Origin of the sequence: Streptomyces wuyuanensis (genome assembly GCF_900103455.1) — a bacterium.
GTDB classification, from domain to species: Bacteria; Actinomycetota; Actinomycetes; order Streptomycetales; family Streptomycetaceae; genus Streptomyces; species Streptomyces wuyuanensis.
On the sequence record NZ_FNHI01000001.1, the window covers coordinates 366,272 to 389,248 of the forward strand.

Sequence of the window (22,977 nt, forward strand, 5' to 3'; positions counted from 1 at the left end):
GCCCGGAACCGGAACCGGAAACGCCGAGAACGCCGAGAACGCCGAGAACGCCGAGAACGCCGAGATCGGGGAACGACGCCGAGAACGGGGAGCGCTCATGACCGACGACCTGGACACCTTGTCGGTGAACACCATCCGCGGCCTGTGCATGGACGCCGTCCAGCGTGCCGAGTCCGGGCACCCGGGCACGCCGATGGGCATGGCCCCCGTGGCCTACACGCTCTGGCAGCGGTTCCTCCGGTACGACCCCCGCGACCCGATCTGGCCCAACCGCGACCGCTTCGTTCTCTCCGAGGGCCACGCCTCGACGCTGCTCTGGTCCCTCCTCTACCTGACCGGGGTCCACGCCGTCGACCCGGACTACGAGGTGCTCGGCCGCCCGGCGGTCACGATGGAGGACCTGAAGTCCTTCCGCCAACTGGACTCCCGCTGCCCCGGGCACCCCGAGTACCGCTGGACGAGCGGCGTGGAGACCACGACGGGCCCCCTCGGCCAGGGCGTCGCCACCTCCGTCGGCATGGCCCTCGCCGGCCGTTGGCTCGGCGCCGAGTACAACCGCGAGGACTTCCCGCTCTTCGACTTCGACGTGTACGCCCTCGCGGGGGACGGCTGCATGATGGAGGGCATCGCCTCCGAGGCCGCCTCGCTCGCCGGCCACCAGCGGCTGTCCAACCTGTGCTGGATCTACGACTCCAACCGGATCACCATCGAGGGCCACACCGACATCGCCTTCACCGAGGACGTCGCGGCCCGGTTCCTCGCGTACGGCTGGAACGTGACGACCGTCGCCGACGCCAACGACCTCGACGCCGTCGCCCGGGCGTTCCACGACTTCCGGGCCGAGTCCGAGCGCCCCACCCTGGTGCTGGTGCACAGCCACATCGGCTACGGCTCGCCCGTCGAGGACTCCCCGAAAGCGCACGGCTCGCCGCTCGGCCCCGACGGGGTCCGCGCGGCCAAACGCTTCCTCGGCCTGCCCGAGGACGAGGAGTTCTGGGTGCCCGACTCCGTGCGGGAACGGTTCGCGGCGGGCATGGGCACCCGCGGAGCCGAACTGCGCGCCGCGTGGGAGAAGCGGTTCGAGGAATACCGCGCCGCCTGGCCGGCCGAGGCCGGCGAACTGGAGCGCATGCAGCGCCGCGAACTGCCCGACGGCTGGGACCGGGCGCTGCCGGAGTTCCCCCCGGACCCCAAGGGCCTCGCCACCAGGGAATCCTCGGGCCGGGTGCTGAACGCCCTGGCGCGGAACATCCCCTGGCTCCTCGGCGGCTCCGCCGACCTCGCTCCGTCCACGAAGACCAGGCTCACCTTCGACGGCGCGGGGGACCTGCAGCCGGAGGAGCCCGGCGGGCGCAATCTCCACTTCGGCGTCCGCGAGCACGCGGCCGCCGCGGTCGCCAACGGGATGGCCCTGACCAAACTCCGCCCCTACTGGTCCGGTTTCCTGATCTTCTCCGACTACGCCAAGGGCGCCATCCGGCTGTCCGCGCTGATGGAGCTTCCCGTGGTGCACATCTTCACCCACGACTCCATCGGCGTCGGCGAGGACGGACCGACCCACCAGCCGGTCGAGCAGCTCGCGGGACTGCGGGCGATGCCGGGTCTGCTGGTGTTCCGCCCCGCGGACGCCGGCGAGGTCACCGAGACCTGGCGCCACGTCGCCGCGCTGCGGCACGAACCGGCGGCGCTGGTGCTCTCCCGCCAGGCGCTCCCCACGCTCGATCGCTCCCGGCTCGGGGCCGCGTCCGGTGTCGCGCGCGGCGCGTACGTCCTGGCCGACGCGCCGTCCGGCGAGCCGCAGGTGATCCTGCTCGCCACCGGGTCCGAGGTGTCCCTGGCGCTGTCTGCGCGGGACGAGCTCGTGTCCGAGGGCATCGGCGCACGGGTGGTCAGCATGCCGTGCTGGGAGCTGTTCGACCGTCAGCCGCAGTCGTACCGGGACGAGGTGCTGCCGCCGTCCGTGACCGCACGGGTCGGCATCGAGCAGGCGTCCACGTTCGGCTGGGACCGGTACGTCGGCGACCGGGGCGCCCTCGTCGGCATGCACACGTTCGGCGCCTCCGCGCCCCTGAAACAGCTGCTCGGCAAGTTCGGGTTCACCGCCCAGCGGGTGGCCGAGACAGCCCGCGGGCTGCTGGCGGCCGGCCGGGAGGCGGCGCCGTGACGGACCGTCGCCGAGCAGTCCCGCAGACCGTCCGCCCTCACCGAGAACCGGGAGATCGACCATGACCACGGACACACCCATGCAGCTCGGCATGGTCGGACTCGGCCGGATGGGCGCCAACCTCGTGCGCCGGCTGATGCGCGACGGCCACCGCTGCGTCGTCTACGACCTGGACACCGACGCCGTCAAGGAGATGGAGAAGGAAGGGGCGACCGCCGCCTCCTCGCTCCACGACCTCGTCGACAGGCTCGAACAGCCGCGGAACGTCTGGCTGATGCTGCCCGCCGGTGTCGTCCAGCCGACCCTGGACCAGCTGGCGGCCCTGCTGGCGGCCGACGACACCGTCGTCGACGGCGGGAACTCGTACTACCGGGACGACATCGCCCGCGCCGCGCAGCTCGCCCCCAGCGGCATCCACTACGTGGACTGCGGCACCTCCGGCGGAGTGTGGGGCCTCGAACGCGGCTACTGCCTGATGATCGGCGGCGAGGACGAGCCGGTGGCACGCCTCGGCCCGGTCTTCCGCACCATCGCCCCGGGCATCGGCGACGCGGCCCCCACCCCCGGCCGGACCCGCACCGACGGGACCGCCCCGCAGGGCTATCTGCACTGCGGACCCAGCGGAGCCGGCCACTTCGTGAAGATGGTCCACAACGGTGTCGAGTACGGGATGATGGCGGCCATCGGCGAGGGGCTCAGCATCATCAAGCACGCCGACGCGGGACTGCGTTCCCGTACGGTCGACGCCGAGACCGCCCCGTTGCGCGAGCCGGAGGCCTACCGGTACGAGATCGACGTGGCCGAGGTCGCCGAGGTGTGGCGGCGCGGCTCGGTCGTCGGCTCCTGGCTGGTCGACCTCGTCGCCGACGCGCTGGCCCGCTCGCCCGAGCTCGACGCGTACACCGGCCGGGTCTCCGACTCCGGTGAGGGCCGCTGGACGGTCCTGGCGGCGGTCGACGAGAGCGTGCCGGCGCCCGTCATCACCAACGCGCTGATCCAGCGCTACGAATCGCGCGGGCTGGGGCAGTTCACCGACAAGGTGCTGTCCGCGATGCGCGGCGAGTTCGGCGGGCACGCCGAGAAGGCGGGGTGAACCATGACGGGCACGACCCGCTCGGAGCACCACGGTGCCGTTCCGGACGACCACGTCATCGTGCTGTTCGGGGCCACCGGCGACCTCGCCCGGCGCAAGCTTCTGCCGGGACTGTTCCATCTGGCCAAGGCCGGACTGCTGCCCGACCGCTACCGGATCGTCGGCTCGGCGCCCGCCCAGGCGGCCCTCAGCGACGACGAGTTCCGCAAACGGGCACGGGAGTCGGTCGCCGAGTTCGGCAGGTCCCGGCCCGAGGGCAAGGCGTGGCAGAGGTTCGAGGAGTCGCTGTCCTTCGGCGCAGCCGACCCCGAGGACCCGGGGCCGCTGCTGGAGGCCGTGCGCGACGCCGAGCAGGCCCTGGGCGGCAGCCCGCGCCGGCTGTTCCACCTCGCCGTGCCGCCGGCGGCCTTCGCCTCCGTCATCGAACTGCTCGGAGCGACGGGCCTCGCCGACGGCGCACGCGTCATCGTGGAGAAGCCGTTCGGCACGGACCTGCCGTCCGCCCGGGCCCTCAACGCGACCATCCACTCCGTCTTCGACGAGTCGCGCGTCTTCCGCATCGACCACTTCCTCGGCAAGGAGTCGGTCGACAACATCCTGGCGCTGAGGTTCGCCAACGGCCTGCTGGAGCCCGTCTGGAACCGCGACCACATCAGCCATGTGCAGATCGACGTCCCGGAGAAGATCGGCATCGAGGGCCGTGCCCAGTTCTTCGAGGGAACCGGCACCTTCCGCGACATGATCGTCACCCATCTCTTCCAGCTGCTGGGCTTCGTCGCGATGGAGCCGCCCACCACGCTCGCCGCCAAGCCGCTGCGGGACGAGAAGGAGAAGGTCTTCCAGTCCATGCGCTCACTGGACCCGGCCCACGTGGTGCGCGGACAGTACGAGGGCTATCGCGACGAGCCGGGCGTCGACCCCCGGTCGGACACCGAGACGTTCGTCGCGCTGCGCGTCGAACTCGACAACTGGCGCTGGGCGGGCGTGCCGTTCTACCTGCGCTCCGGGAAGTCCCTGGCGGAGGGGCGGCACATCGTGACGCTCGGCTTCCGGGAGCCCGCGCTGCGGATGTTCCCGCTGACCGCGCGCCACCGCACCCGCACCAACGAGCTGGTGATCGACTTCGACGACCCTGGCAGGATCGCCGCCCGCTTCCTGGTGAAGGACCCCGGGCCCGCCATGCGGCTGAGCGATGCCGAGATGGTCTTCAGCTACGCCGAGTCGTTCAACACCATGCACGCGCTCGAGGGGTACGAGCGCCTGATCCTGGACGCGATGCTCGGCGACCAGTCCCTGTTCACCCGCTCCGACGGCATCGAGCGGCTCTGGGAGGTGTCCACCCCGCTGCTGGACGATCCGCCGCCGGTCGAGCCCTACGCCCCCGGCTCCTGGGGACCGGACGGCATCAACCGCCTCATCGCGCCGTACCACTGGAGCCTGCCGGGCCGGCGGTGAAGCCCTGCCCTGGGCGCCGGTCCCGGGCCCGCGTCCACACCGGCCTCCGCGTCCCTTCCGGACGGAGGCCGGCGGGTGCCGGGGAGCGGCGGGCTGCTCCGGATGGCACCGGGCACGTCATCCCCACGGGGTACGCGCGGTGCGGCGGGAGTCGGCTGCCGCACCCGGCGGCCGCCGTCGCCTCCTAGCCTCGACCGCATGCTGGGGCTTCCCGATCACGTGCGCACCTGTCTGTTCGACCTCGACGGCGTCCTCACCCGCACGGCCAAGGTCCACGCCGCCGCCTGGAAGGAGATGTTCGACGACTTCCTGCGCCGGCGCGCCGACCGCGAAGGCGCCGGCTTCGTACCGTTCGACGCCGTCCGCGACTACGACGAGTACGTCGACGGCCGGCCCCGGGAGGACGGCGTCCGCACCTTCCTCGCCTCCCGAGGCGTCGAGCTGCCCGACGGGGCGCCCGACGACCCGCCGGAGCGGGAGACGGTCAACGGCCTGGGCACCCGCAAGAACGAGCTGGTGCTGCGCCGGATCCGCGAGGACGGGGTGGAGGCGTACGAGGGCTCCGTGGCCTATGTGCACGCCGTCCGCGACGCCGGGATGCGCACCGCCGTCGTCTCGTCCAGCGCCAACTGCCGGGACGTGCTGGTCGCCGCCGGTATCGAGGACCTGTTCGACGAGCGCGTCGACGGGATCGTCGCCCGCGAGCAGGGGCTCCACGGCAAGCCCGCGCCCGACACCTACCTGGCCGCGGCCCGCGTCCTCGGTGCCGCCCCGCGGGACGCGGCCGTGTTCGAGGACGCGCTCGCCGGGGTGGAGGCGGGCAGGGCGGGGAGCTTCGGCCTCGTCGTGGGGGTCGACCGCACCGGGCAGGCCGCGGAGCTGCGGCGGCACGGCGCGGACGTCGTGGTGGCCGACCTGGCCGAACTGATGGAGTCGCGATGATCACCCACTCCGGCTACGCGGTCGAACCGTGGTGCCTGCGCGAGACCGGGCTCGATCTCGGCGTCCTCTCGCAGAGCGAGTCCGTCTTCGCCCTCGCCAACGGCCACATCGGCTGGCGCGGCAACCTCGACGAGGGCGAGCCGCACGGGCTGCCCGGCTCCTACCTGAACGGCGTCCACGAACTCCATCCCCTGCCGTACGCCGAGGCCGGCTACGGATATCCGGAGTCCGGCCAGACGATCGTCAACGTCACCGACGGCAAGGTCGTCAGGCTGCTCGTGGACGACCATCCCTTCGACCTCCGCTACGGCGAACTCACCGCCCACGAGAGGGTGCTGGACTTCCGTGCCGGCGTCCTGCGCCGCACCGCGGAGTGGACCTCCCCGGCCGGCCGGTCCGTCCGCATCACCTCCGAGCGGCTGGTGTCCTTCACCCAGCGCGCCATCGCCGCGATCGCCTACGAGGTGGAGCCGCTGGAGGGGGCCGTCCCGGTCGCGGTCCAGTCCGAACTCGTCGCGAACGAGCAGATGCCGCACGACACCGGCGACCCCCGGGTCGCCGCGGCCGTGGACTCACCGCTGGAGGCCGAGGAGGACTTCGCCCAGGACACCCGGCTGCGCCTCGTGCACCGCACCAGGAGCAGCGGACTGCGGGTGGGCGCCGCCGCCGATCACATCGTCGAGGGCCCCGAGGGAACGGCCTGGTCCGCCGGGAGCGAGCCGGACGTCGCCAGGTTCACGGTCACCTCCACGCTGCGGCCCGGGGAGCGGCTGAGGCTGGTGAAGTTCGTCGGCTACGGCTGGTCGGGCCGGCGCTCGCTCCCGGCCGTGCACGACCAGGTCGACGCGGCGGTCGCCGTCGCCCGCAGCACGGGCTGGGAAGGCCTGCTCGCCGAGCAGCGGGCCTTCCTCGACCACTTCTGGGCCTGCGCCGACGTGGAGGTCGACGGCGACGCGCAGATCCAGCAGGCGGTGCGGTTCTCCCTGTTCCACGTGCTCCAGGCGGCCGCGCGCGGCGAGGAGCGCGCGATCCCGGCCAAGGGCCTCACCGGGACCGGCTACGACGGGCACTCGTTCTGGGACGTGGAGTCCTTCGTGCTGCCGATGCTCACCCACACCGCCCCCCAGGCCGTCGCACCGGTGCTGCGCTGGCGGCACTCCACGCTCCCCGCCGCGCGGGAACGGGCCCGGCAGCTGGGGTTGGCCGGGGCGGCGTTCCCCTGGCGGACCATCAGCGGACCCGAGTGCTCGGCCTACTGGCCCGCGGGGACGGCCGCGTTCCACGTCAACGCCGACATCTCCTTCGCCGTGGCCCGCTACGTGGAGACCACAGGCGACGAGGTGTTCGAACGGGGTCCGGGACTGGAACTGCTCGTGGAGACGGCACGGCTCTGGCACTCCCTCGGCCACCACGACCCCGAGGGCGTCTTCCACATCGACGGAGTCACGGGCCCCGACGAGTACAGCGCCATCGCCCGGGACAACCTCTACACCAATCTGATGGCGCGCCGGAACCTGCTGACCGCGGCGGACACGGCGGCCCGCCACGCCGACCGGGCCGAGGAGCTGGGCGTCGACGACGAGGAGACCGCGGCCTGGCGGGACGCGGCCGTCCGGATGGCCATGCCGTACAACGCGGCCCTCGGCGTGCACGAGCAGTCCGCCGGATTCACCACCTTCCAGCACTGGGACTTCGCGAACACCCCGCCCGACAAGTACCCGCTGCTGCTCCACTTCCCCTACTTCGACCTGTACCGCAAACAAGTCGTCAAACAGGCCGACCTGGTCTTCGCCATGGTCACCTGCGGGGACGACTTCACGGCCGAGCAGAAGGCGCGCAACTTCGCCTACTACGAACCGCTGACCGTGCGGGACTCCTCGCTCTCCGCCTGCTGCCAGGCCGTGATGGCCGCCGAGACCGGGCACCTGCGGCTCGCCTACGCCTATCTGGCCGAGGCGGCACTGATGGACCTGGAGAACCTGGAGCACAACACCCGCGACGGGCTGCACATCGCCTCCCTCGCGGGCACCTGGATGGCCCTGGTCCTCGGCCTCGGCGGGATGCGCCGGCACGAGGGCAAGGACGGTGCGCACGGCATGCTGGGGTTCTCCCCGCGGCTGCCGGAACAGCTGACACGGCTTCGGTTCACCGTGATCGTGCACAACCGGAAGCTGAGGGTGGACGTGCGCGGCGACACGGCCCGCTACTCCGTGGACGAGGGCGGTCCGCTGCGGATCCTGCACCACGGCGAACCGCTCACCGTCTCCGCGGACCGTCCGGCGGAGCGCCCCGTACCGCCGTCTCCGGTGCTGCCCGAAGCACAGCAGCCGAGGGGCCGCCGGCCGGCCGATCGCGTCCTGTCCGGCACACCCGCGGACGACGACGCGGCCTGCTGACCCCGGGGGGCGCCCCGCCTCAGCCGGCGACCGTGCGCTCCAGCAGCGCGACCGGTCCCGTGGCGAACAGCTCCGCCATCGGCACGGAACCGCCGCCCGCGAACTCCCGGCCGGGAGAGAGCAGATCCGTCCACCGTCCGGCCGGGAGGGGCAGCGAGGTGTCCCGCCAGCCACCCGACTCCTCGAGCCGCAGCGCCAGCCGGGTCACCGCCGTGATCACCTCGCCCGAGCGGGAGAACGCCAGACAGTGCCCGGCCGCGGGTCCCTCCGCCGTCAGCGGCGCGTACGTCCCCGACTCGCCGAAGACCTCCGGGCGCCGCCGGCGCAGGCCCAGCGCCGCCCTCGTCACCTCCGTCTTGCGGTCCTCGCCCCGCTCCCGGAACGGCCGCCGGTTGTCCGGGTCCACCAGCGCGACGTACTCGCCCTCCGTGCCCTGGTACAGATCGGGCACCCCGGGCATGGTCAGATGCACCAGTGCCGCGCCGAGCGAGTTGGCCCGCACGTACGGGTCGAGTTCCCGGGCGAACAGGGCCACCTGGTACAGGGGCGGACCGGCGGGACCAGCCTCCACGAACTCCTGCACGGCCTGCTCGTACCCCTCGTCCGGTTCGGTCCAGCCGGTGTGCAGTCCCGCCTCGCGCGCCGACTTCAGCAGCGCCGGGCCGAGCCGCTGCGGATGGGGGATCCCGAAACCGGACGCCGTCTGCCACGCCACCCACGCGAAGTGACGGTCCGGCGCCGGTGCCCAGTCCAGGCTCGCCAGGAGCCGTGCCCAGCGCTCCGGGCACTCCGACAGCACCGCGATCCGCGCCCGTACGTCCGCGCTGCGCTTGGTGTCGTGCGTGGAGAGCACCGTCCCGGTGGCCGGCCAGTCCCGGGCGATCCTGCCGCAGTGGGCGTGGAACTCCTCCGGGCCCACCGCGGGCCGGCCGGGGTCGCCACCCACCTCGTTGGCCGAGATCAGCGGCACATAGCGGTAGAAGGCCGTGTCCTCCACCGACTTCGCCCGCAGCGCCGACGACGTCTGCGCGAACCGCGCCCGGAACGCCCTCTCGTCCGGGCCGTCGCCGAGCCGGCCCAGAGCCAGGTCCCGGATCACGTCGACCGCGTCGCCCTCCCGGGCCACCGCGAACGCCGCCTTCGCCCGCAGCGCCGCGTCCGCCGTCACCACCTGCTCGCCGCCGGTGCGGTACGGGCGGTAGACGGGCACCCGCACCAGCAGCTCGCGGATCGCGGTGCGCAGCGCCCAGGGCGCGTGGTCGCGCAGCGCGGTGTCCGCCGCGCAGACCCGCTCGGCCAGCCGGGCCAGGGCCTCGGTCTCGGCCGCCAGTTCGTGCGTCACCACCTTGTACGCGGCCCGCCGCACGGTCGCCCCCCAGTAGCCCCCGCGGTCGCCTGCGGGGGTGGCGTAGTCCCGGTACTGCCGGAGCAGTTCCCCGGCCCCGTCCGGATCGGTGAACAGCCCGTCGATCCGGTGCAGCGCGTCGTAGCCGGTGGTGCCGGCGACCGGCCAGGACGCCGGCAGCCGCTCGTCGCCGGTGAGGATCTTCTCGACGACGGTCCAGCAGCCGCCTGCCGCCTCGTCCAGCCGCAGCAGATAGCCCTCCGGGTCGGCGAGCCCGTCCGGGTGGTCGATCCGCAGTCCCTCGACCACACCGTCCCGCACCAGCTCGAGGATCTTGGCGTGGGTGGCGGCGAAGACCTCGGGATCCTCCACGCGGACCCCGATCAGATCGGAGATGGTGAAGAAGCGCCGGTAGTTGAGTTCGGTGCGGGCCAGCCGCCACCAGCCGAGCCGGTACCACTGGGCGTCCAGCAGTTCGGGCAGCGGCAGCTCCTCCGTACCCTCCCGCAGCGGGAACGAGTGTTCGCCGTAGTGGAGGGTCCGCCCCTCCACCCGCAACGCGTCGAGCTCCTCGCCCAGGCGCTCTCCCAGCACCGGCATGAGCACCTTTCCGCCGCCCGCGTCCCAGTCGATGTCGAACCAGCGGGCGAACGGCGACTCGGGGCCCTCCCGGAGCACCTCCCGAAGGGCCCGGTTGTACCGGGGGACGGCGGCCATGTGGTTGGGCACGATGTCGAGCACCAGTCCGAGGCCGTGCTCGCGCGCCGTGCGGGCCAGCGAACGCAGCCCCTCCTCGCCGCCGAGCTCCTCCCGCACCCGGTCGTGGTCGACGACGTCGTAACCGTGCAGGGAGCCGGGCACCGCCTCCAGGACGGGGGAGAGGTGCAGATGGGAGACGCCGAGGCCGGCGAGGTAGGGGACCGCCTCCTCGGCGGCCCGGAAGGGGAAGTCCGGTTGCAGCTGGAGCCGGTACGTGGCGGTGGGCGTCATGCGAACGTACGTACCCGGATCGGGGCCCTCTGTGTCATCGGCCCCGGCGCCGGGCGCGCTCACCGGCCGAACGTTCACCTGATACGACGAACGCGCCCCGGGTCCGGGAGAAGACCCGGGCCCGGGGCGCGCCGCGCCCGCCGCCGGTCAAGGGCGGGACAGCCCTCAGGCGGGACGCCGCAGCACCGTCAGGCTGCGGCTGATCATCCTGATCCGCTCACCCGCGTCCACCTTCGGCCCCTGCCCCGGCGGGACGCCCTCGGGCCGTGCGGTGTCCACCACGACCTGCCACTGGCGGCCGTGGTCGACCGGCACGGCGAAGTCCAGGTCGTCGTCGCTGGCGTTGAACATCAGCAGGAACGAGTCGTCCGAGATCCGCTCGCCGCGCGGCCCCGGCTCCGAGATGGCATGGCCGTTCAGGAAGACCGTCAGGGCCTTCGCATGGGCCGCCTGCCAGTCCCGGGACGTCATCTCCCCGCCCTCCGGGGTGAACCAGGCGATGTCGGACAGCTCGTCGTGCGTGCCCTCCACCGGCCTGCCGTGGAAGAAGCGCCGCCGCCGGAACACCTGGTGGTCGCGGCGGAGCCACACCATCGCGCGCGTGAACGCGAGCAGCGTGCCGTCCTGGTCGGCCGTGGACTCCGGCCAGCGCACCCAGGACAGTTCGTTGTCCTGGCAGTACGCGTTGTTGTTGCCCTGCTGGGTGCGGGCGAACTCGTCGCCGTGGCTGAGCATCGGCACGCCCTGCGACAGCATCAGGGTCGCGATGAAGTTGCGCATCTGGCGGTTGCGCAGTTCCCGGACCTCACCGTCCTCCGTCGCGCCCTCGGCGCCGCAGTTCCAGGACCGGTTGTGGCTCTCCCCGTCCCGGTTGCCCTCCCCGTTGGCCTCGTTGTGCTTCTCGTTGTACGAGACGAGGTCGTGCAGGGTGAACCCGTCGTGGCAGGTGACGAAGTTGACCGAGGCGAGCGGGCGCCGGCCGTCGTCCTGGTACAGGTCGGACGAGCCGGTGAGCCGGGAGGCGAACTCGGCGAGGGTGCGCGGCTCCCCGCGCCACAGGTCCCGCACCGTGTCCCGGTACATGCCGTTCCACTCCGTCCACAGCGGCGGGAACTTGCCCACCTGGTAGCCGCCCTCGCCGACGTCCCACGGCTCGGCGATCAGCTTCACCTGGCTGACCACCGGGTCCTGCTGGACCAGGTCGAAGAACGACGACAGCCGGTCCACCTCGTGGAACTGGCGTGCGAGAGTCGCCGCCAGGTCGAAGCGGAAGCCGTCGACGTGCATCTCGGTGACCCAGTACCGCAGCGAGTCCATGATCAGCTGGAGGACGTGCGGCGAGCGCATCAGCATCGAGTTGCCGGTGCCGGTGGTGTCCATGTAGTACCGGCGGTCGTCGGTGAGCCGGTAGTACGAGGCGTTGTCGATACCGCGGAACGAGAGCGTCGGGCCGAGGTGGTTCCCCTCTGCCGTGTGGTTGTAGACGACGTCGAGGATGACCTCGATGCCCGCCTGGTGCAGCGCGCGCACCGCCGACTTGAACTCCAGGACCTGCTGGCCCCGGTCGCCCCAGGACGCATAGCTGTTGTGCGGGGCGAAGAACCCGATGGTGTTGTAGCCCCAGTAGTTGTTCAGCCCCGCGTCGACCAGGCGGTGGTCGTTGACGAACTGGTGCACCGGCATCAACTCCAATGCGGTGATGCCCAGTTCGGTCAGGTGCGAGATCACCTCCGGATGGGCGAGCCCCGCGTACGTCCCGCGCAGTTCCTCCGGCAGCGCGGGGTGCAGCATCGTCAGGCCCTTGACATGGGCCTCGTAGATGACCGTGCGGTGGTAGTCGGTGCGCGGCGGGCGGTCGTCACCCCAGTCGAAGTACGGGTTGACGACGACCGACGCCATCGTGTGCGGCGCGGAGTCGAGATCGTTGCGCGAGTCCGGTCTGCCGAAGTGGTAGCCGTAGACCGCCTCCCCCCAGTCCACGCGGCCGCTCATCGCCCGCGCGTACGGGTCGAGGAGCAGTTTCGCCGAGTTGCACCGCTGCCCGTGCTCGGGCTCGTACGGGCCGTGCACGCGGAAGCCGTAGCGCTGTCCGGGCATCACGCCCGGCAGATAGGCATGGCGCACGAACGCGTCGGTCTCGCGGAGCTCGACCGCGGTCTCGGAGCCGTCGTCGTGGAGCAGACACAGCTCGATTCGGTGCGCGGCCTCTGAGTAGACCGCGAAATTGGTGCCGGCGCCGTCGTACGTGGCACCGAGTGGATACGCCTGTCCCGGCCAGACCTGCATAGATAAGACTCTTCCACTTCTGATCCGGGTGCTGGGGACCTCTTCGGCCAGATCCTCCCCGAAAGTTGGGCAACCTCCTAGGACTTACCACCGTCCTACCGGGTGACCACGGGTACGAGGGGGAAAAAGTGCGCACATTGATGCGCCGCCACCTGGGGAAGCTGGTGGCGGGCACCGCCATTGCGGTGACGTGCACGGCCGCGATGGTCGCCGCCACCCTGCCGGACACGGCGGGCGTCCGGACGGGCCGGGGCGCTCCGGCCGCCGCCGCGGAGCGGCCGGCGGGGGAGCCGGGCGGCGGGCCGCCCGGCCCCCGGGTCGTCGCGCCCGCACCCGTGGAGGGGGAGCGGGGAACGGGGCGCGACCCGCTCACCGACGGCGAACTGGAGCGCGCCCGGCGACTGGCGGCCGCTCCCGCGGCGCGCACCGCCGAGAACGCGGCCGGGGCCCCCGGCCCACAGCACCTCACCGCCGATCTGGCCGAACCCCTGCCCTCCGAGGCCGGTACCGCCGCGCCGTCGCGCCGTGCCGTCGTCTCGTACTACGACTACCGCACCGACCGGCTCGTCACGGCGACCGTCGACGTCAGCTCCGGCAGGGTCGAGAGCCGGGGTGCCCGGCAGGGCGTGCAGCCCTCCCCGGTCGGGGCCGAACTGCGGGAGGCCGTCGAGCTGATCCTCGCGAGCCCGCACGGCGCCGGGCTCAGGGCGGACTACCGGGACGCCACCGGCGCGGCGCTGACCACCCCCGCCCCGCTCACGCTCAGCGGCTACGTGTACCGCAAGGAGCGGGAGGCCAGGGTGCCGCCGGAACTCCGCTCCTGCGGCGTGCACCGCTGTGTGCGGGTCGTCACCAGGATCACCGGAGGGCCGTGGATCGACACGAGGGACCTCGCCGTCGACCTGAGCGCCCGCACCGTCGTCGTCACGCCGTCCGGCTGAGGGGTCCGCTTGCGCATGGACAGGAACGGACTTCCGGGTGCACGCGGGCTTGCCGGCGGCTCGACGGCCGGGCCACCGGACCACGCCCGGGCCGCCCCGGCGGGCGGCACGGGCCCGGACGACGGCACCCGGGCCACCCGGGTGGGGGGTGCCGCGCCCCCGCGCCGCGTCCGGATGCGCGCGCCCCGCAGGGCGGCCGCCGTGGCCGCCACCGCGGTGCTGCTCGGCGGCGCGCTGACGGCGGCGGGCCCCGCCGCGGCCGGGGCGTCCCCGGCGGCGGGCCGAACGCCGCCGCCGGTCCCGGGCTGCAGCGCCCCCTACCGCGTCACGGGGAAGCTCGCCGGCGGAACCACCTGGCGCATGTGCTGGCACTACGACTCCTCCGCCGGGCTCGTCCTGGACGACGTCAGCTACCAGCCGCGCGGCGAGGCCCGGCCGATCCGCGTCCTGACCAGCGCCAAGCTCGCGCAGGTCCACGTCCCCTACGACGACGGCCAGGCCGAGTACGACGACCTCACCGGCTTCGGCTTCGGCTACGGACTGCAGAACCTGAAGCCCGAGGAGTGCCCCGGCGGGACCATACGCTCCGTGAAGGTCCCCGACACCGGAGCGGTCGACGGGCTGTGCGTCACCACCCGCTCCCGCGGCCACGCCTACCGGATGGCGAAGGACGACGGGACCGGCGTCTGGCACGAGGAGGGCAGGGACCTGCTCCTCTACACCGTCAACAAGGTCTCCTGGTACGAGTACATCACCGAGTGGCGCTTCTCCTCCGACGGGACCGTGTCCGCGAACGTGGGCGCCACCGGCAGCCTCTCCCCCGGGGACTACGACGCCGGGGACGGCCGGGGCTGGCCCATCGGCAAGGGCGCCGCGGACTACGCGGTCAGCCACAGCCACAACGTCTTCTGGCGGCTGAACTTCGGACTCGACGGCGGCGCCGGCGACCGGATCGAGCAGTACGACTCCGCGGTCACCCCGCCCCCCGCGCAGGGCAGCCCCACGACACGGACCACCCGCACCCCCGTCACCAGGGAGCTGGCCGGGGACGCCGCGGACATGCGCTGGTGGCGCGTGGTGAGCGCGAAGGGCCGCAACACCGACGGCCACGCCCGCAGTTGGGAGATCGTGCCGGGGCCGACGGCCAAGCACGCCGGGCGCCCGTACACCCGTCACGACGTCTACTTCACCCAGAACCGCGCCTGTGAGCAGTTCGCCAGCAACAACACCCTCGACTGCGGCCCGAGCGCGCCCGACAGCGTGGACGGGTGGGTCAACGGCGAGACGCTCGCCAACCCGGTCGTGTGGGTCCACATCGGCTTCCACCACATCGCCAGGGACGAGGACCAGCAGCCGATGCCCGTCCACTGGCAGGGCTTCCAGCTCGCGCCCAGGGACGTCACGGCTATGAATCCGCTCACGCCGGCGGACCTCGCCGACCAGAACGGTGCGCCTCCGACAGGGAGTTGAGCGAAGAGCCTGTGCATCCTGCTGCACCGCGTCCCGCTCCCGGAGTACCCTTCCTTGATCGTTGAAGACGGGTGTGCGGGACAGAAGGCGGTGCGCGGGTGAGCTCGGGAGGGCTTGAGCTACCCCCAGGTGACACGGGTCACGACGGGGACTCCTCCGACGCGCCGCCGGGCGCGGTCTCCCTCGCCCGGCCGGTGGACATGGGATCCGAGATCGGGCCCGAACTGGACTGGAGCGCGGATGCCTGGAGCGAGGTGCGCACCCGCGCCCAGCGGGCCGGGCGGGCCTACATTTGGCTGAATCTGGTCGAACAGCGGCTGCGTGCCGTGGTGGCCGCGGTGCTGAGACCCATCTACGAGCCCGTGCACGGCGAGGAGTGGGTCGTCGCCGCCGCGGGCCCGGCCGGGCAGGAGTGGGTGCAGCGGGCCGTCGCGGTACGGGAGGTCAGCCGGCGCAAGGGCTACCTCCTCGACCCGGCCGACGACAACGTCCTCAGTTTCCTCACGCTTCCGCAGCTCAGGGAACTGATGGTCCAGCACTGGCCCTGCTTCGAGCCGTACTTCGACGACCGGCGCGACGTGGAACTGGCCCTGGACGAGCTGGAGGTCGCGCGGAACGTCGTGTCCCGCAACCGGGCGCTCAACGAGACGGTGCTCGCCCAGGCCGAACGGGCCTCGGCACGGCTGCTGGAGATCCTCGGCAGCGGTGCCGGCGTGCCGTCCGCCGACCGCCTCCCGGTCGACGCGGTCGAGGACCTGGTCGGCGACCGGTACGCGGACGTGGTCTCCATCCATCCCGACCGGGTGCGGCTGCAGCGGCAGCTGCCGGCGGAGGACCTGTTCGGGGGCGCGCGGCGCCTCGACGCCGTCGGCATAGGCCTGAACCTGCTGGTGCAGAACTTCTCCGGGCGCCGGCTGGTGCGGCTGGCCGAGTCCGGCTGCCGGGTGCGGCTGCTCTTCCTCAACCCGGCGAGCAGCGCGGTGAAGCGCCGTGAGCGGGAACTCGGGCTGCGGAAGGGTGAGCTGAGCCGCTCGGTGGAGATGAACATCCTCCACATGCGGAGGGTGCGGTCACGGCTCCGTGACCCGGGGGCCTTCGAGATCCACGTCTTCGACGAGACGCCGCGCTTCACCGCGTACCTCGTCGACGGGGACGGGGCGGACGGTCTCGCCGTCGTCCAGACGTACCTCCGGCGGGCGCGCGGCATGGAGGCGCCTGTGCTGGTCCTGCGCGGCGGGGGCCGGTCGGTCGTGAGGTCGGGTCAGGACACCGAGCACGGCCTGTTCCAGACCTACCGTGAGGAGTTCGAGTCGGTGTGGGCGGACTCCCGGCCGGTTTCCTGAACGGGCCGGGCCCCGGCCCGGCACCGGTCGCGGCCCTGCCGGGTGCGCCGCCGACCCGGGGCGCGCGGCGGGACGGGGCACACGGCGGACGGCCCCGTGGAAGGACTGTCAGTGCCGCGTGCGAGAGTTCTTCGTCAGCAGGACCGACAAGGGGGGACGATGACCTGGCACCGTGAGCCGCTGGTGGCCTTCGACCTGGAGACCACGGGTACGGACGTCGAGACGGACCGCATCGTCACGGCGGCGGTCGTGCGGCTGGAGCCGGACGGCGCCGTCTCGGCGGAGCGGACCTGGCTGCTCGATCCCGGTGTGGTGATACCCGAACAGGCTTCGGCGATCCACGGCATCTCGACGGACCGCGCCCGCGAGCACGGGGTCCCGGCATCGACCGCGATCGAGGAGATCACCCGGGCCGTCGCCGAGGTGCTGCGCTCGGGGACGCCTCTGGTCGTGATGAACGCGCGCTATGACCTCTCGCTGCTGGACCGCGAGTGCCGGCGGTACGGGCTGGAGTCGATCAGCGAGCGACTGGGCGAGGAACCTTCGCCCGTCATCGATCCCCTGGTGATCGACAAGCACGTCGACAGGTACCGGAAGGGCCGGCGCGCCCTGCACGCCTTGTGCGCGCACTACGGAGTGCCGCTCGAAGACGCCCACGACGCACGGGCGGACGCGGTGGCCGCCGCCCGCGTGGTGCGGCGCATGGGCGAGGAGCACGAGTCCGTCAGGACGATGCCCCTGGCGGAGCTGCACGACCTCCAGGCGCGTGCGGCGGCTGCGCAGTCGGCCTCTCTGCAGGCGTACCTGCGGCGGACCACGAACCCGACGGCAGTCGTGGAGACGGCCTGGCCGGTCATCCCGCGGAGCAGGTGACCCGGGCCGATCGGCGCCGCTCGTGCGCGAGGGCCCGCACGCCGGCGCCCGAGAACGCCGTCCGGACCGTCTTCGGCCAACGGACCCGGCGCCGCGTCGGTGGCCCTGCGGGCCGGGCGGCGACCGATGCGCGCGATGCCGTCGCCCGGGCCCGCCGTCCGGGGGAGACACCGGTCCACGGCGCGGGGAGCCGCACGGGCCGCCGCCGGGATGATCACGGCTGCCGGGGCGCCCGGACCTTCACCGGGAGCGGGCAGTGACGGCCCTGGTTCCGGAGGGCGGACGCTCCGTCAGAAAGGGTGCCAGCGCACCTCGGGGTCGCCCTCGCGCAGCGACGCGACACGGCGGCGGAATTCGGCCAGGGCGCGAGGGTTCGCGGGGGCGTGCTGGGCCACCCAGGCGCAGCTCGCCGTCTCCCGGGCGCCGCGCAGGACCGCGCAGCCCTCCCACTCGCGGACGTCCCACCCGTAGGCGCCGGTGAACGCCTCGTAGGCCGCCGGGTCGAGCCCGTAGCGGTCGCGGGAGAGGGCCAGCACGACCAGGTCGTGCTCGCGCAGGTCGGAGGAGAAGGTCTCCAGGTCGACCAGGACCGGACCGTCGGGCCCGACGAGCACGTTGCGGGGGAGCGCGTCGCCGTGGATCGGCCCGCGCGGCAGCCGCGGCGTCAGCGCGGCGGCCGCGGCCGTGAAGCCGTCCCGGCGCTCCCGCAGAAAGGCCGCGTCCTCGGGATCGATCGCGTCGCCCGCCAGCCGCAGCCAGCGCTCGACACCCCCGAGCAGTTCCCGCCGGGGAAGCACGAAAGGCGCCTCCGGCAGGCTGTGCACCTGGCGCAGCAGCGGCGCCAGATCACGGGGTTCCGCCGGGCGGACGGGCTCGGGCAGCCGGTGCCACACCGTCACCGGATGGCCGTCGACCAGCCGTGCCTCGGGCTCCGCGGCCCGTACCGCCGGGACGCCCGCCGCCGCCAGCCACTCGGACACCGCCAGCTCGCGTTCCGCGCGTTCCAGCAGGTCGGCGCTCCGCCCGATCCGCACCACGCGGGCGCCGACCGCGAACACGGCGTTCTCGCCGAGCGCCAGCAGTTCACCGCTGCCCGGCAGTCCGGCCGCCGCCAGCACCTTGCGCGCACGTGTCTCGTCCATGGCGCGAATTCTCGCATCCCCGCAGGTGGCGTCGGCGCACGCGGGGTTGACGAACCGACGGGCCGTCAGCACGATGGCGAGGGCCGCTGCATTTTCGCAAAGGGGTCGATTCCGTGACATCGGCGACCGTAACGGAGCGGTCCGGCAGGGCGAGTCCGACACCGCGCCCCGGAGCGCGGCGCCCCGGCGCGGACCACGGAACCTGGTTCCTCGTCCTGCCCGCACTGATCCCGATCCTGGTGCTCAGCGTGGGTCCGCTGCTCTACGGCATCGCGCTCTCCCTCACCGACGCCCAGTTCGGCCGTACCCGGGCCACCCGATGGACCGGCACGCTCAACTTCCAGGACCTGCTGCACGACACGCTCTTCTGGGAGTCGTTCCGCATCGGCCTGCTCTGGGCCGCCGGCGTCACCGTCCCGCAGTTCGTGCTGGCGCTCGGACTCGCGCTGCTCCTGAACCAGAACCTCCGGCTGCGCTGGGCGGCCCGTGCCCTCGCGATCGTCCCGTGGGCCATGCCGGAGGTCGTCGTCGGCATCATGTGGCGCCTCGTCTACCACCCCGACGCCGGCGTCCTCAACGAGACCATCCGCGACCTCGGCCTCGGCGACGGCCGCGACTGGCTCAGCGGACTGGCCACCGCCCTGCCCGCCGTCATCGTCGTCGGCATCTGGTCCGGACTGCCCCAGACCACCGTCGTCCTGCTCGCCGGGCTCCAGAACACCCCGCAGGAACTCCACGAGGCCGCGGCGCTCGACGGCGCCGGCGCCTGGCGGCGGTTCCGCACCGTCACCTGGCCGGCGCTCCGGCCCGTCGCCCTCGCCGTCACCGCGCTCCAGCTCATCTGGAACTTCAACTCCTTCGCCCTGGTGTACGTGCTCACCAGCGGCGGTCCCGGCGGCCGCACCCGCCTGCCGATGCTGTTCGCCTACGAAGAGGCCTTCCGCTACGGGCAGTTCGGCTACGCGGCCGCCATGGGGTGCGTCATGGTGGCGGTGATCTCCGTCATGCTCTCGCTGTACCTGGTGGGCCGGCTCAGGGGAGGTGCGCCGCGATGAGCATGCGCACCGGAAGACCCGCGCGGACCGGCCAGTACCTCGCGCTCCTCGCCTATCTCGTCTTCCTGGCCTTCCCGTTCCTGTGGCTGGTCTCCACGGCGTTCAAGCCGCCCCGGGAACTCGGCTCGCTCCATCCGTCGTGGATACCGGACGAGCCCACCCTGGCCAACTTCCGCCAGGCGTTCGGCGAGCAGCCGCTGCTGCGGGCCGCCGGCAACAGCCTGCTCGTCGCGCTGTGCGCGGCGGCCGTCGCGGTCCTCGTCGCCACGCCGGCCGCCTACGTCGCGGCGCGGCACCGCGGGAGGCTCGCGAAGGCCGCCACCGGCTGGGCGGTGATCAGCCAGGCGTTCCCGTTCGTCCTGCTGATCATCCCGCTGTTCCTGATCCTCAAGAACCTCCGACTGGTCGACACCCTCACCGGACTGGTGCTCGTGTACGTCGTGTGGTCGCTGCCGTTCGCCCTCTGGATGCTCATCGGCTACGTCCGGGCAGTGCCCTCGGAAATCGAGGAGGCCGCCGCGGTCGACGGCGCCGGGCGCGTCCGCACGCTCGTCTCCGTCACCGCTCCGCTGCTCGCTCCCGGCGTCGCGGCGACCGCGACGTTCGCCTTCGTCACCGCGTGGAACGAGTTCTTCTTCGCGCTCGTGCTGCTCAAGACCACGGAGAAGCAGACCCTTCCGGTCGTCCTCACCCGCTTTCTCGGCGCGGAGGGCGTCGCCGACCTCGGGCCGCTCGCCGCGGCCGCCTTCCTCGCGACGATCCCCTCGCTCGTGATCTTCGCGGTCATCCAGAAACGGATCACGGGCGGGATGCTCGCCGGGGCGGTGAAGCACTGATGCGCATGCGTGTCGGGCTCGCGGCCGGTGCCGCGCTGGCGCTGCTCCTCACCGGCTGCGCCGGTGAGGACCGTTCGGCCGACGACGGGACGATCACCCTACGGTTCCAGTCCCTGGCCTGGCAGCAGGAGTCCGTCGCCGCCAACAAGCAGCTCGTCGAGGAGTGGAACGCCACCCACCCGCGCGTGCGGGTCGAGTACGTCCAGGGCAGCTGGGACAGCGTCCACGACCAGCTGGTCACCTCCTTCGAGGCCGGCGAGGCACCCGACATCGTGCACGACGCCTCCGACGACCTCGCCGATTTCGCCTACGGCGGGTACCTGGCCGATCTGCGCGGTCTGCTGCCCGCGCGGCTGACCGCCGACATCCCGGCGCAGAGCTGGGAGACGACGACGTTCGGCGACGGCGTCTACGGTGTGCCGTTCCTCCAGGAACCACGTGTCCTCATCGCCAACAAGAAGATCCTCGAGGCCTCGGGCGTCAGGATCCCGACTCCCGAGGAGCCCTGGAGCTGGGAGGAGTTCCGCCGGATCAGCGAGGACCTGACCCGAAGGCCGGGCCCGGACAGGTACGGCGTGGCCTGGCCGTTCAGGGACCCGGTCTCGGCCACCCTCAACCTCGGCCTCTCGGCGGGCGGCAGGATGTTCCAGCGCGAGGCGGACGGGAAGGTGCGCATCGAGTTCACCGAAGCCGACGCCGTCGTTCCCGGTACGGTCCACGACCAGGTGAACGTGGACCGCAGCGCGTCGCGGACCGCGCTCGGGGGAGGCGGTTCGGACGCCCTGCCCGGCTTCTTCGCGGGCAGGTACGCGATGGTGCCGCTCGGGTTCTCGTACCGGCAGCAGATCGCCCTGCAGGCGCCCGAGGGCTTCGAGTGGATCGTACTGCCCGCGCCCGCAGGACGGGCGGGGCTCGCGCAGGGGGTGAGCCCGCAGACCCTGTCCGTGGCCGAGGACAGCCCGCACAAGAAGGAGGCCGTCGCGTTCATCGACTTCCTCCTGCGCCCGGCGAACATGGTGCGCCTGGCGAAGGGCGACTGGATGCTCCCGACGGGGCGGCAGGCCCTCGCCGATCCCGCCCTGCGGACCACGAGGGACGGCTGGGCGACGGGCGTGGCGCTCGCCCGGCATCTGCGGCCCGCGCCCGCCCAGTCGGTGCGGGGCTATCCGGAGTGGAAGGACAAGGTGGCGACACCGGCGCTGCAGGAGTACTACTCCGGCGGCATCGACCGTGACGAGTTGAGGAGGCGGCTGGTCGAGGACGGCAACCTGGTCCTCGCCCGCTACCAGCGCGACTGAGGCCGTGTCGTGGAAGTCCCGCGCCCTCGAAATTGCACGAGACGTCTCGTCTCGCTTATGGTGAGTGCATGACCGAAGCGAAGCGTGCCCACATCGCCATGTTCTCCATCGCCGCCCACGGGCACGTGAACCCGAGCATCGAAGTGATCCGGGAGCTCGTGGCCCGCGGGCACCGCGTCAGCTACGCGATCCCGCCGTCCTTCGCCGAGAAGGTCACCGCCACGGGCGCGGAGCCGGTGCTCTGGAACTCCACGCTGCCGACCGACGACGAGCCGGAGGCATGGGGGACCGAACTGATCGACAACATCGAGCCGTTCCTGAACGACGCGATCCAGGCGCTGCCGCAACTCGCCGACGCGTTCGCCGGGGACGAGCCGGACCTCGTCCTGCACGACATCACCTCCTACCCCGCGCGCGTCCTCGCCCACCGCTGGGGCGTCCCCGCGATCTCCCTCTCGCCCAACCTCGTCGCCTGGGACGGGTACGAGGAGGAGGTCGGCGAGCCGATGACCGCCGGGCTCAGGGCCACCGAGCGCGGCAGGGCCTACTACGCCCGGTTCGAGTCCTGGCTGTCCGAGAACGGGATCGGCATCCACCCCGACCCGTTCGTCGGCCGCCCGGCCCGCTCCCTGGCGCTGATCCCCAGGGTGCTGCAGCCGAACGCCGACCGGGTCGACGAGAGCGTCCACTCCTTCGTCGGCGCCTGCCAGGGCGACCGCGCCGAGCAGGGGGAGTGGCGGCGGCCGGCGGGCGCCGGGAAGGTGCTGCTGGTCTCCCTGGGCTCGGCCTTCACCAAGCAGCCCGCCTTCTACCGCGAGTGCGTGAAGGCCTTCGGCGACCTGCCGGGGTGGCATGTGGTGCTCCAGATCGGCAAGTTCGTGGACCCGTCGGAGCTGAGCCCCGTGCCCGCGAACATCGAAGTGCACGACTGGGTGCCGCAGTTGGCGGTCCTCCGGCAGGCGGACGTCTTCGTCACCCACGCCGGCGCGGGCGGCAGCCAGGAGGGCCTCGCCACCGCGACCCCGATGGTCGCGGTTCCGCAGGCGGTCGACCAGTTCGGCAACGCCGACATGCTCGCCTCGCTCGGCGTGGCGCGCCACCTGCCGATGGAGGAGGCCACCGCGGGCGGCCTCCGCGACGCCGTCCTCGCCCTGGCGGCCGACCCGGAGGTGGCCCGCCGCCTGGAGGAGATCCGCCTCTCGATGCTTCTGGAGGGCGGCACGCGCCGCGCCGCGGACCTGATCGAGGCGGAACTGCCGCCGGGCGATTAGCCGAAGGGGCGCGTGGGCGTCGAGAGGGAGAACGCGCGGAGGTCCAGAGGTGCGAGGGTCCGAGCACGGTCGACCGT

At 72.6% G+C, this 22,977-nt stretch carries 16 protein-coding genes; 13 read left to right on the top strand and 3 right to left on the bottom strand.

The genetic code is table 11. The features are described from left to right. Positions 1 to 97 precede the first annotated feature (97 nt). From tkt to BLT82_RS01525, 5 genes are all read left to right on the top strand, one after another. Complete coding sequence (tkt, locus tag BLT82_RS01505) at positions 98 to 2,164, top strand: transketolase (protein ID WP_093651920.1); 2,067 nt, start codon at positions 98 to 100, stop codon at positions 2,162 to 2,164. A gap of 61 nt (positions 2,165 to 2,225) precedes the next feature. Then, complete coding sequence (gene gnd, locus BLT82_RS01510) at positions 2,226 to 3,257, top strand: phosphogluconate dehydrogenase (NAD(+)-dependent, decarboxylating) (RefSeq protein ID WP_093651921.1); 1,032 nt, start codon at positions 2,226 to 2,228, stop codon at positions 3,255 to 3,257. Positions 3,258 to 3,260: 3 nt separating this feature from the next. Beyond that, a complete protein-coding gene (gene zwf / locus BLT82_RS01515) occupies positions 3,261 to 4,712 on the top strand; it encodes a glucose-6-phosphate dehydrogenase (RefSeq protein WP_093651922.1) in 1,452 nt (483 codons plus the stop codon). A gap of 198 nt (positions 4,713 to 4,910) precedes the next feature. Continuing rightward, positions 4,911 to 5,654 (top strand): HAD family hydrolase, encoded by a 744-nt coding sequence (locus tag BLT82_RS01520; RefSeq protein ID WP_208867637.1) that lies wholly within the window; start codon positions 4,911 to 4,913, stop codon positions 5,652 to 5,654. Continuing rightward, entirely contained in the window at positions 5,651 to 8,050 is a 2,400-nt protein-coding gene (locus tag BLT82_RS01525) for a glycoside hydrolase family 65 protein (protein ID WP_093651923.1), read from the top strand. The genes BLT82_RS01520 and BLT82_RS01525 overlap by 4 nt, the downstream gene beginning before the upstream one ends. 19 nt (positions 8,051 to 8,069) lie before the next feature. Here BLT82_RS01525 and treY read toward each other — a convergent pair whose 3' ends face one another. Together treY and glgX are read right to left on the bottom strand one after the other, a co-directional pair. Beyond that, positions 8,070 to 10,385 (bottom strand): malto-oligosyltrehalose synthase, encoded by a 2,316-nt coding sequence (gene treY, locus BLT82_RS01530; RefSeq protein WP_093651924.1) that lies wholly within the window; start codon positions 10,383 to 10,385, stop codon positions 8,070 to 8,072. Between the two features lie 165 nt (positions 10,386 to 10,550). Beyond that, complete coding sequence (glgX, locus tag BLT82_RS01535) at positions 10,551 to 12,671, bottom strand: glycogen debranching protein GlgX (protein ID WP_093651925.1); 2,121 nt, start codon at positions 12,669 to 12,671, stop codon at positions 10,551 to 10,553. Positions 12,672 to 12,799: 128 nt separating this feature from the next. Between glgX and BLT82_RS01540 the strand changes: the two genes are divergently transcribed. From BLT82_RS01540 to BLT82_RS01555, 4 genes are all read left to right on the top strand, one after another. After that, entirely contained in the window at positions 12,800 to 13,612 is an 813-nt protein-coding gene (locus BLT82_RS01540; protein ID WP_093651926.1) for a Tat pathway signal sequence domain protein, read from the top strand. Positions 13,613 to 13,786: 174 nt separating this feature from the next. Further along, complete coding sequence (locus BLT82_RS01545) at positions 13,787 to 15,082, top strand: copper amine oxidase (RefSeq protein ID WP_093652212.1); 1,296 nt, start codon at positions 13,787 to 13,789, stop codon at positions 15,080 to 15,082. 98 nt (positions 15,083 to 15,180) lie between these two features. Beyond that, the gene (locus BLT82_RS01550) at positions 15,181 to 16,425 is read left to right on the top strand and encodes an SAV2148 family HEPN domain-containing protein (protein WP_093651927.1); all 1,245 of its coding nucleotides are present in this window, start codon (positions 15,181 to 15,183) and stop codon (positions 16,423 to 16,425) included. 159 nt (positions 16,426 to 16,584) lie between these two features. After that, a complete protein-coding gene (locus BLT82_RS01555; RefSeq protein WP_093651928.1) occupies positions 16,585 to 17,298 on the top strand; it encodes an exonuclease domain-containing protein in 714 nt (237 codons plus the stop codon). Between the two features lie 290 nt (positions 17,299 to 17,588). Here the strand turns inward: BLT82_RS01555 and BLT82_RS01560 are convergent, their stop codons facing one another. Continuing rightward, entirely contained in the window at positions 17,589 to 18,440 is an 852-nt protein-coding gene (locus BLT82_RS01560) for a phosphotransferase enzyme family protein (RefSeq protein WP_093651929.1), read from the bottom strand. A 113-nt stretch (positions 18,441 to 18,553) separates the two neighbouring features. Here BLT82_RS01560 and BLT82_RS01565 point away from each other — a divergent pair, with 113 nt between their 5' ends. From BLT82_RS01565 to mgt, 4 genes are all read left to right on the top strand, one after another. After that, positions 18,554 to 19,495, top strand: a complete 942-nt coding sequence (locus BLT82_RS01565) for a carbohydrate ABC transporter permease (protein ID WP_093651930.1) — start codon at positions 18,554 to 18,556, stop codon at positions 19,493 to 19,495. 2 nt (positions 19,496 to 19,497) lie between these two features. After that, positions 19,498 to 20,331: a carbohydrate ABC transporter permease gene (locus BLT82_RS01570; RefSeq protein ID WP_093651931.1), complete on the top strand. Its 834-nt coding sequence runs from the start codon at positions 19,498 to 19,500 to the stop codon at positions 20,329 to 20,331. Continuing rightward, positions 20,331 to 21,629 carry an ABC transporter substrate-binding protein gene (locus tag BLT82_RS01575; RefSeq protein WP_093651932.1) on the top strand — a complete coding sequence of 433 codons (1,299 nt, stop codon included), beginning with the start codon at positions 20,331 to 20,333 and terminating at the stop codon, positions 21,627 to 21,629. Before BLT82_RS01570 ends, BLT82_RS01575 begins: the two co-directional genes overlap by 1 nt. A 68-nt stretch (positions 21,630 to 21,697) precedes the next feature. Then, positions 21,698 to 22,900 carry a macrolide-inactivating glycosyltransferase gene (gene mgt / locus BLT82_RS01580; RefSeq protein ID WP_093651933.1) on the top strand — a complete coding sequence of 401 codons (1,203 nt, stop codon included), beginning with the start codon at positions 21,698 to 21,700 and terminating at the stop codon, positions 22,898 to 22,900. The last annotated feature ends 77 nt before the right edge of the window (positions 22,901 to 22,977 follow it).